9 protein-coding genes and 1 pseudogene are annotated in these 8940 nt (G+C 71.1%); 6 read left to right on the plus strand and 4 right to left on the minus strand.

Features of this window, described 5'->3' with window-relative positions; all coding sequences use genetic code 11:
- Positions 1-153 precede the first annotated feature (153 nt).
- Complete coding sequence (locus GT045_RS40010; RefSeq protein WP_345942763.1) at positions 154-1611, minus strand: hypothetical protein; 1458 nt, start codon at positions 1609-1611, stop codon at positions 154-156.
- Positions 1608-3047, minus strand: a complete 1440-nt coding sequence (locus GT045_RS26250; protein ID WP_161335665.1) for a ThiF family adenylyltransferase — start codon at positions 3045-3047, stop codon at positions 1608-1610. The genes GT045_RS40010 and GT045_RS26250 overlap by 4 nt, the downstream gene beginning before the upstream one ends.
- Before the next feature lie 57 nt (positions 3048-3104).
- Here GT045_RS26250 and GT045_RS39080 point away from each other — a divergent pair, with 57 nt between their 5' ends.
- The 3 genes and pseudogenes from GT045_RS39080 to GT045_RS26260 all read left to right on the plus strand — a co-directional run.
- The gene (locus GT045_RS39080; protein WP_202515034.1) at positions 3105-3257 is read left to right on the plus strand and encodes a hypothetical protein; all 153 of its coding nucleotides are present in this window, start codon (positions 3105-3107) and stop codon (positions 3255-3257) included.
- 13 nt (positions 3258-3270) lie between these two features.
- Entirely contained in the window at positions 3271-4566 is a 1296-nt protein-coding gene (locus tag GT045_RS26255) for a M14 family zinc carboxypeptidase (protein WP_161335666.1), read from the plus strand.
- A gap of 370 nt (positions 4567-4936) precedes the next feature.
- A pseudogene (locus GT045_RS26260) lies at positions 4937-5311 on the plus strand (hypothetical protein); the annotation flags it as partial.
- A gap of 120 nt (positions 5312-5431) precedes the next feature.
- Here GT045_RS26260 and GT045_RS26265 read toward each other — a convergent pair.
- On the minus strand, positions 5432-6004 hold the full coding sequence (locus tag GT045_RS26265) for a hypothetical protein (protein WP_161335667.1): 573 nt from the start codon (positions 6002-6004) through the stop codon (positions 5432-5434).
- Between the two features lie 497 nt (positions 6005-6501).
- On the opposite strand from GT045_RS26265, the gene GT045_RS40520 reads away from it, so the two are divergent.
- From GT045_RS40520 to GT045_RS26280, 3 genes are all read left to right on the plus strand, one after another.
- Complete coding sequence (locus tag GT045_RS40520) at positions 6502-6624, plus strand: hypothetical protein (RefSeq protein ID WP_272926902.1); 123 nt, start codon at positions 6502-6504, stop codon at positions 6622-6624.
- A 265-nt stretch (positions 6625-6889) separates the two neighbouring features.
- On the plus strand, positions 6890-7159 hold the full coding sequence (locus GT045_RS26275; protein ID WP_071271322.1) for a type II toxin-antitoxin system Phd/YefM family antitoxin: 270 nt from the start codon (positions 6890-6892) through the stop codon (positions 7157-7159).
- The gene (locus GT045_RS26280) at positions 7152-7415 is read left to right on the plus strand and encodes a type II toxin-antitoxin system RelE/ParE family toxin (protein ID WP_161287394.1); all 264 of its coding nucleotides are present in this window, start codon (positions 7152-7154) and stop codon (positions 7413-7415) included. The genes GT045_RS26275 and GT045_RS26280 overlap by 8 nt, the downstream gene beginning before the upstream one ends.
- Before the next feature lie 133 nt (positions 7416-7548).
- On the opposite strand, the gene ychF is transcribed toward GT045_RS26280, so the two are convergent.
- Complete coding sequence (ychF, locus tag GT045_RS26285; RefSeq protein WP_161335668.1) at positions 7549-8637, minus strand: redox-regulated ATPase YchF; 1089 nt, start codon at positions 8635-8637, stop codon at positions 7549-7551.
- Positions 8638-8940 lie beyond the last annotated feature (303 nt).

An 8940-nucleotide genomic window follows, 5' to 3' on the forward strand; every position in this document is an offset into this window, starting at 1 on the left:
CAGGACGCCGAGCACCTGCTGGAGACCACCGGCAAGCAGCTCCGCAAGCTGATGAGCTGGGTCGACGAGGAGGCGTGACGCACGGCAAAGGGGGCGGCTCCCCGAGCGGCCGCCCCCTCGTCCGCCGTCACCAGGGCCACCCCACGGCCACCGTCACCCGGCCGGACGGGACCTGCCCGGGCGGCGGTCGCGCCACCGGGTCACCAGCCACAGGACGTTGACCCCGCCCAGCGTGAGCAGCACCGCCGCCGAGTCGGCGTTGCGCGCGAGACCGTGCCCCGGTCCCAGTCCCCGGACCGCGCGGACCAGCAGGGTGACGTCGGCGGGCAGGGTGACGACGGCCATGAACGCGAGGCAGGCCGCGGTGCCGGCCACGAGGACGACGCTGTAGAGACGAACGGCCCGGCGCTCGTGCGGAGGCAGCCGGCTGCTCGGATCACCGGACACCGTGGGCTCATTGGACACCGTGGGCTCACCGGGCATCGTGGTCCCACCGGGCATCGTGGGCCCACCGGGCATCGTGGGCCCACCGGGCATCGTGGGCCCACCGGAACAGCCGCTCGGCCCGGCGGACAGCGATGCCCCGCCACCGGAACAGCCGCCCGGCTCGGCGGACAGCGATGCCCCGCCACCGGAACAGCCGCTCGGCCCGGCGGACAGCGATGCCCCGCGGGGGCGGAGCGCTCGCACCAACCGCCGGGCGAGATAGCGGGCGTAGGCGAGTCCGTCGCCGTACAGATCGCGGCAGCCGGTCAGGTCCTGGAGGACGAAGTACAGGTCGGTACGGGTGAACACCATGCACTGGAAGGGCAACGGCAGCAGGGCCAGCAGCAGGGCCGCGGCCAGCAGCCGGTGGACCGTCGTCCCCGTCTCCGTCAGGGCGAGGGCGAGGACCAGCGCCGAGGCGACGGACAGGTTGAAGGCGATGCCGGCCAGGTAGGCCGTCAGCCGATGGCGTCGCGGTGCCAGCTCGATGCCGCTGATGTCGGTCTGCATGACGAGGAACTGCAACCGGGTCCCCAGCCGCATCCTCCCCGGCACGCCCGCCGCGCGGGCGGTGACCAGGTGCGCCAGCTCGTGGGCCAGCAGCAGCGCCCACCCCGCCGCCGCCCCGGTGAGCAGGACCAGGCTGCCGTGCCGGCTCCACAGCAGGTCGCGGTAGCCGGGCACCAGGTCGGGACGGCGCACCAGGACCACGACGGCCGCCGCCAGCAGCGCCGCGACGAACCCGGCGGGCACCGGGTGCAGGGCGAGCCGGACATGGCGGGGGCGCAGCCACGGCAGGGAGGCGCGCGGCGGTTCGGCGTCCGGGAGCGGACGGTCCCCGATCCCCGCCACGAACCCCAGAGCGGCCAGGTCCCGCACGAAGTCCGCGATGTCGAACTCCTCACCGGTCTCGGCACGCAGCGTCCGCGCCGCGCCGGCCACGCTCCGTCCCTCGCCCAGCAGTTCCAGCACGCGGACCCCGGCCGCCGGCAGGGCGACGAAGGTCCGGGTGACCATACGGCCCACGATCCACTCGTCCCGGTCGCGCCGCATCACCAACTCGTGCAGCCGGACACGCGTGGCCGGCTCGATCCGGGGAGGGTCCTCGGTCCCGGTGTCCGTCACGAGGGCTCCCCCGGCCCCGGGATCACCGCCGGTGCCGTTCCGCAGGCGGGGCAGTCGGGGCGTCGTGCCGAGCGCTGCATGATCCCGTCGCCCGGCAGCATGAGGTTCAGACCGAACCGGCATCCGGGCTCGACCGGCGGGATGCCGCACAGCAGCACGACGGCGGCGTGGGCCAGCAGAGCGCCCGACAGGCTCGCGGTCACGGCGTTGACCGGATTCCACGGCATGCGGGGCGAGGCGGCGTCCTCGTCCTGCCCGGGCGCGAGCCGCAGGTCGCGCCGCTCGGCCTCGGTACGGCGCAGGCACTCCCAGCAGGCGCCCCGGCCGGGCGTGAAGACCCCGACGCTCACCAGGGGCCCGCGGTAGCCGGCTTCGGCCCAGGCCGTACCGAGGCTCAGACAGACCTGGTTGGCCCACCTGCGGATCACGGCGGGCCGGTCGGCGGCGAGCAGCAGTACGTCGTACCCCGGCCCACCACCGCGACGCCCACCGGAACGGCTCGGATCGCCGCAACGGCTCGGGCCCCCGGAGCCGCCTGGAGGGTCGGAGCCGTCGGCACGGTCGGGGCCACCGGAATGGTCGGGGCTGCCGGCACGATCGGGGCCACCGGCACGGTCGAGGCTGCCGGAATGGTCGGGGCTGCCGGCCCGGTCGGAGCCACCGGCACGGTCGGAGCTGTCGGCACGGTCGGAGCCACCGGCACGATCGGAGCCACCGGCACGGTCGAGGCTGTCGGCACGATCGGGGTCGCCGGTCAGCAGGTCGTGGAGGTCGGCCGGCCCGCGCACCTCGCGGCGCTCGCCGGTGACCGTCGTGTCCGAGTTCAGCGCGCGTAACGCCCGCAGCGCCGCGTCGATCTTCGGCGTACCGAGGTCGTGCTCGCCGAAGAGGGTCTGCCGGTTGAGGTTGGACAGTTCGACGACGTCCGGCTCGACGCAGTGCAGCCGCCCCACACCGGAGGCCACCAGGTCGCGCGCGGCGGCTCCGCCGGTGCCGCCGACACCGATCAGCAGGACCCGGGCGCGACGCAGCCGCAGCTGCGGCTCCCAGGCGCTCTCCCTCGGCCGGAGATCCATCCAGCGCAGCAGGGTCATGCCCCTGCTGTACCGCTCGCGTTCCCGCGCGGACAGCTCCGCCGGCGGCGCGGCACCGGCGTCCTCGACGAACCCGGCCGCGGTCAGGTCCGTCATCGCCTGGACCACGTCGGCCGCCGACAGCTCCGGGTCCGGGTGCCGGCGGACCACCTCGGCGACGACGCCCTCGGCGTCCCGCGTGCCGTCCATCGCCTCGACCAGCGTCCACACCCAGCCGTCGGGGTCACGGACCTCGGAACCGATGCCGTGGACGACGCTCCCGATCCTGACGTGGCCGTCCACCGTCCGGTAGGCCCGGTGCTCGGGCTTGATCCGGGGCCGCCGCATCGCGTGCACCGTCATCTTCGCGCCAATCTCGACAGACCCAACTCCTCTGTACACCCACAGGCGTTGACAACAGTGACCCGAGGAACGAAGTCTGGCAAGTGCACATGGATCCACCGCAGGCCACCACCACCGTCGGGAGGACACGGCATGCCGAACAAGATCGAGATCCGTCCGCTGGACAAGAAGGAGACCACCGGCGAGAGCGGTGGCAACGGCGGCGCCTGACCGGACATCAACGATGGACCGCTACCCCACGGTCGCGGAAGTCACCCATGCGGCGCGACGGCTGGTCACCCGGTTCCCCGGCGCCTGCCGCCTGCGCCGGATCGGGACGTCCCGCGCGGGCCGGCCGATCCTCATGCTGTCCGTGGGACACGGCCCGCGCCACGCGCTGGTGGTCTCCCGCCCGCACCCCGACGAACCGGTCGGCGGCGCCACCGCGCTCGCCCTGGCGGAGCGGGTGGCACACGGCGACCGGCTCTCCGCGACGACCGACCTCTCCCTCGTCACCTGGGACATCATCCTGTGCCTTGACCCGGACGGGGCCGCGCTGAGCGAGGGGATCGAGGCGGCGACGGCGGGCCCGGACCACACCCTGGACGACTACTACCGCACGGCCTACCGCCCGGTCGCGGCGGAGCAGCCGGAGTGGGCGCCCATCGAGGGGCGGCAGCTGCCGGAGAGCCGTGCGCTGCTCGACGTGATCGAGGAACTGCGCCCGTTCGTCCAGTGCTCCCTGCACAACGTCGAGGCGGGCGGCAGCTGGGTCCAGCTGACCCGCGCCCTCCCCGGACTGGCCACCCCTTTCCGAAGGTCCGCCGAGGAGGTGGACATCCCGGTCCAGCACGGCACGTACGACGCGCTGTACTGGGAGAACCCCAGCCCCGGCATCCACGTCCTGCCCCCGCCGGACAGCACCGCCCGCCTGGCGTCCGGCTCCGAGAACATCGGCTTGTCCACGTGGTGCGCACCGTCGCGGTACGGCGGCGTCACGGCGATCGTCGAGGTCCCCATGTGGGCGACGGACACGGCGGACGACGTCTCCCCGCACCCCGACCCCGCACGGGTACTGAGCGATCTGGCCGGGCTCGTACGGGACGACGGACACCGGGTGACCGCCCTCCTGGACCGGGCACGCGACTTCCTGCCCCCGGCCGAGGACAGCCCGCCCAGACGCGTCCTGGAGTGGATGGCGGGCGGCCTCTACGACCTGGTGGCAGACTCCTGGCAGCCCCTCGCCCGCCAGGCGGCCGAAGCCCCGGGCCACCTGACCACGGCCCATGTCTCCGCCCTGGACATCGTGGCCCGCCGCCAGCCGCTCCGCGCGGCGGGTCTCCTCCTGCGACTGCTGGACGCGGCGCGGGACACCGCGGCCCCCGCCCTGTACCGCGACCTGAACGCCCTCTTCACCACGTGGTGCACGGACTTCGAGAAGGCCCTGCGCCTGCGCTGGGTCCCCGTAGCCGACCAGGTGACCCACCAGACCCGCACGATCATGGCGACGACGGAAACCGCCCTGAAAACCCTCACCTGAGCCCCCCGCTCCCCGAGCGCCCGCTGTTCACCGGCACGGCCGCGGACCCCGATGGCGACGCCGGCACGGACATGTTCACGCCCTGGGCGCCGGAGAGCAGCGCGGACGACAAGGGGAGAACCCCGTGGGAGACGGGCGAGGACGACGAGGCCGGGAACTGATCCGGTAGGCGGTCGGCTCTGCGGGGCTCCCCTTCGCCACGAACGGCGGCGGGGAGCCCGTTCCCGTCCAGAGACACGCAGAGCACCGCTCCCCCCTTCACGACACCTGACCCGGAACGTTCAGGCCGGGGCACCCACCTGCGAAAACACGCTTCCTGGAGATCAAAGTCAGCCCAGAATCAGCACCGGCCGCCGATCTCGGCCTTCAGGACGTCATCCGCACCGGCTTGGTCACTCCGGTCTGGTGCACCAGCTGGCGGCAGGACGCCACCACCCTCATCGGGCCCCTTCTCGACCTCCCGGCCCTGCCGTGCGTCGATCTCCCGCGTCCGCAGATCGTCACCAGCCACCCCAACGGCTACCTCTGGAAGCGCGACCACGTCGATGCCTGGCCGGGCGACGCCCCCGCCGTCTGGATCGACGACGACTTCACCGCCCTCGACCACGCCTGGGCGGCGGAGCGCACCGCCAAGGGAACGCCGACGCTCCTCGTTCATCCCGACCCGCACCTCGGGCTGCAGCCCGAGCACCTGACTGAGGTCACGACGTGGGTCGCGCAGTTACCCGTGGCCCGAGCCGCCTGACGACTGTTGCCCTCGCTGCCACGGACAGCGAGGGCAACCGGGTGCGTAACGGGCGGCCCGAACGCGACCTCGACTGATGGGCTGGCGGATTCGGGCCTCCTCGTCATGAGTCACGCCACGTCAGGCCGTCGACTCGTTGAGGCGGTGCTCCTCGGAGGGCATCGAGTCCCATTCGGTATTCGCGCCGTCGCGCGTCACCATGAACAACGGGCGCGACCGGAGGACCGGCCCGACTAGTTGCCCGCGCATGACGACCCCGGGATCATCCGGTCCTGCGTAGCCCTCGGGCGTGTAGCGGAAGTACACATCCATTGCCTCGGCATACGCGATTGCGTCGCTCTCCAGATCCGACAAGTCTCGCCCGACCAGCGGGATTCCGTCGTATGCGACCTGGGGACCGTACACGGCGTCGACAGCAACGCAGAAGAGGCCCACAGCTTGACTCACATAGGTTGTGACGGCAGATGGAGAAGGAGCCGCCCCGTGACGGCGGACCTCGACCTTCCAGGTCGGCGAGAAAATCGCGTGGTGCGGTGCACAACCGCTGACCTTCGTCTGGCCGAGTGTCTCAGCCGCCTCGACCACTTCGACGACGGTCATACCGAACCGGAGCGGTCCCACGCCGACAGCCGGCGCATAGGACCACTCGTCCCGTCCGGCGACTCCGAAATCGGCTTCGGCCTTGGACGCCATAGTCGCCCCTCTAGAGACACCTGAGAACTCACCGGCGCCCATCATGCCGGGCCTCGTGCTGCTCGGCACAGCCACGGGGCTCCGCCCCGGCGAGCTGTTCGGCCTCCAGCTCCGGCATGTGGACCTGCTGCACACGACCGTCTCGGTCGGGCAGCAGATCCAGCAGACCGCCAAGCAAGGCGTGTACGTCTGTCCGCCCGAGACCGAGCGCTCGCATCGCACGGTCCCGCTCCCCCGCATGGCGGTGGATGCGATGAAGGCCCACCCGCGGGACTTCCCCGCAATGGGCCCGGGGGCTGGATCTTCACGGCGCCGCAGGGCGGGCCCGTGGTCTACCCGCACTCCATGGATGGGTCCTGGCGGCCCGCCTGCGCGAAGGCCGGCATAGCGAAGGGCACCGGACCCCACGCCCTCCGGCACCCTACGCCAGCCTGCTGATCAAGCACGGCGAGTCCGCGAAGACGGTCTCCGAGCGCCTCGGCCACACCGATGCGGCCATGACGCTGAACATCCACACCCACCTGTGGCCCGACTCCGAGGAGCGGACCCGGGCCGCCGTCGACAAGGCGTACGCGGACCAGTCCGCCGACGCCCATGCGCAGGTCGACGAAGCGGCGTAACCGCTCCCCCGCGTGCCGGAGGCATCCAGCACGCTGCGGACTCTGTGCGGACCGCAAAGGCCGCCCAACCCGCTCCGTCGCAGGTCAGACGGCCTTTCGCCGAACGTATTAAACGTTGAAGCGGAACGTTCAATGCAGAGCTCCGACCTGCGGAAACACGGCTCTGTAAGTGGTCATCCACCCATCCAGCACGGTGCGAGTTCATCCAGCACCACACGACCGGACCAGGTTGTGTACACATGGCACACTCGGTACGCTTGAGCGCATGACGCAGCCGCTGCCCATAGAGTCCATCCGCGACGTGCGCGCCCACCTGGCGGAAGTCGTGGAGCGTGCGGACCGCGACGACGTACCCACGGTCATCACGCGCCGGGGCAAGGAAGTCGCCGCCGTCGTCTCCATCGAGGTGCTGCGCAAGTACCAGGAGTGGGAAGAGCGCGAGATCAACCGGATCATCGACGAGCGCATGGCCAACCCGGCACCCGGCATCCCGATCGAGGACGTCATGAGGGAGACGCTGGCGCGCGGTGAGTGAGTACCGGACCGTCTTCCGACCGGAGGCGCAGGCCGAGCTTCGGAAGATCCCTCGCACCATGGCGCTGCGCATCCTGGCCAAGCTGACCGAGCTGGAGAGCGATCCCCTCGGGTTCAACACCACCGCGCTCGTGTCGCAGCCGGAACGCCGCCGGCTGCGAGTCGGCGACTACCGGGTCGTCTACACGATCGACAACGGAGAGCTCGTGGTGTGGGTCGTCCATGTGGGACACAGGTCTACCGTTTACGAGACCTGATTGCCGCTGACCCCGCGTCAGAACATCCAGCACCCATCCAGCACGGTGACGACGAAGGGGCCGACTCCCGGAGGAGCCGACCCCTTCCCACCTGCACGCTTGGCGGATCACTTAGCGTGCAGTAATGGAGCGGTTACACGTTGAACCGGAACTCCACCACGTCCCCGTCCTGCATGACGTAGTCCTTGCCCTCCATTCGGGCCTTGCCCTTGGCGCGGGCGTCGGCAACCGAGCCCGTTTCGACCAGGTCGTCGAAGGAGATGACCTCGGCCTTGATGAAGCCCTTCTGGAAGTCGGTGTGGATCACACCGGCCGCCTCGGGGGCCGTGGCGCCCTTCTTGATCGTCCAGGCGCGGGACTCCTTGGGGCCGGCCGTCAGGTACGTCTGGAGCCCCAGGGTGTTGAAACCGACGCGGGCGAGGGTGGCGAGACCCGGCTCGTCCTGGCCGACGGACTGCAGCAGCTCCAGGGCCTCCTCCTCGTCCAGCTCGGCGAGGTCCGCCTCCAGCTTGGCGTTGAGGAAGATCGCCTCGGCCGGGGCGACCAGGGCGCGCTGCTCGTCCTTGAACTCCTCGTCGACCAGTTCGTCCTCGTCGACGTTGAAGACGTAGAGGAACGGCTTCGTGGTCAGCAGGTGCAGGTCGTGCAGCAGCTCGTTGCGCTCGGTGCCCTGGACGATGCCGTGCGCGAAGAGCGTGTCGCCCTTCTCCAGGATCTCCTTGGCCTCCTCGACGGCCTTGACCTTGGGCGCGATGTCCTTCTTGATCCGGGACTCCTTCTGGAGGCGCGGCAGGACCTTCTCGATCGTCTGGAGGTCGGCGAGGATCAGCTCGGTGTTGATCGTCTCGATGTCGTCCTTCGGCGAGACCTTGCCGTCGACGTGGACGACGTTCTCGTCCTTGAAGGCCCGGATGACCTGGCAGATCGCGTCGGATTCGCGGATGTTCGCGAGGAACTTGTTGCCCAGGCCCTCGCCCTCGGAGGCACCGCGCACGATGCCGGCGATGTCGACGAAGTCGACCGTGGCCGGGAGGATGCGGTCCGACTTGAAGATCGAGGCCAGCTTGGCGAGGCGGCCGTCGGGGACGCCGACCACGCCGACGTTCGGCTCGATCGTGGCGAACGGGTAGTTGGCCGCCAGCACGTCGTTCTTGGTCAGGGCGTTGAACAGGGTCGACTTGCCGACGTTGGGCAGGCCGACGATTCCGATCGTGAGCGACACGTTGCGACTTCCCGTAGTTGAGTGGGCCAGGGGCTGCCAGGGGCCAGAGACCGACACTGGCCGATCCACCAGTTTACGGCGTCCCGCGCGCCCGGCTCACGAGAGCGTCGGACGCCGGGCCGAGCTGGTCCCCTCGGCGTGTCTGAGGCCCGATTCGGCACATAAACAGACCTAGGTTGGTCCCTGTGGAGCAACACGGAACGCGCCCCCCGAACGACGGACCGCGACGCGGCACACCGCCGCGCACCCCGCTGCCGCCGCAGGCACGGCACCGGCCGGGCGGTGCGGGCGGCCCCCGCGGCG

The sequence above is a fragment of the Streptomyces sp. SID486 genome, from assembly GCF_009865385.1.
Classification (GTDB): Bacteria; Actinomycetota; Actinomycetes; order Streptomycetales; family Streptomycetaceae; genus Streptomyces.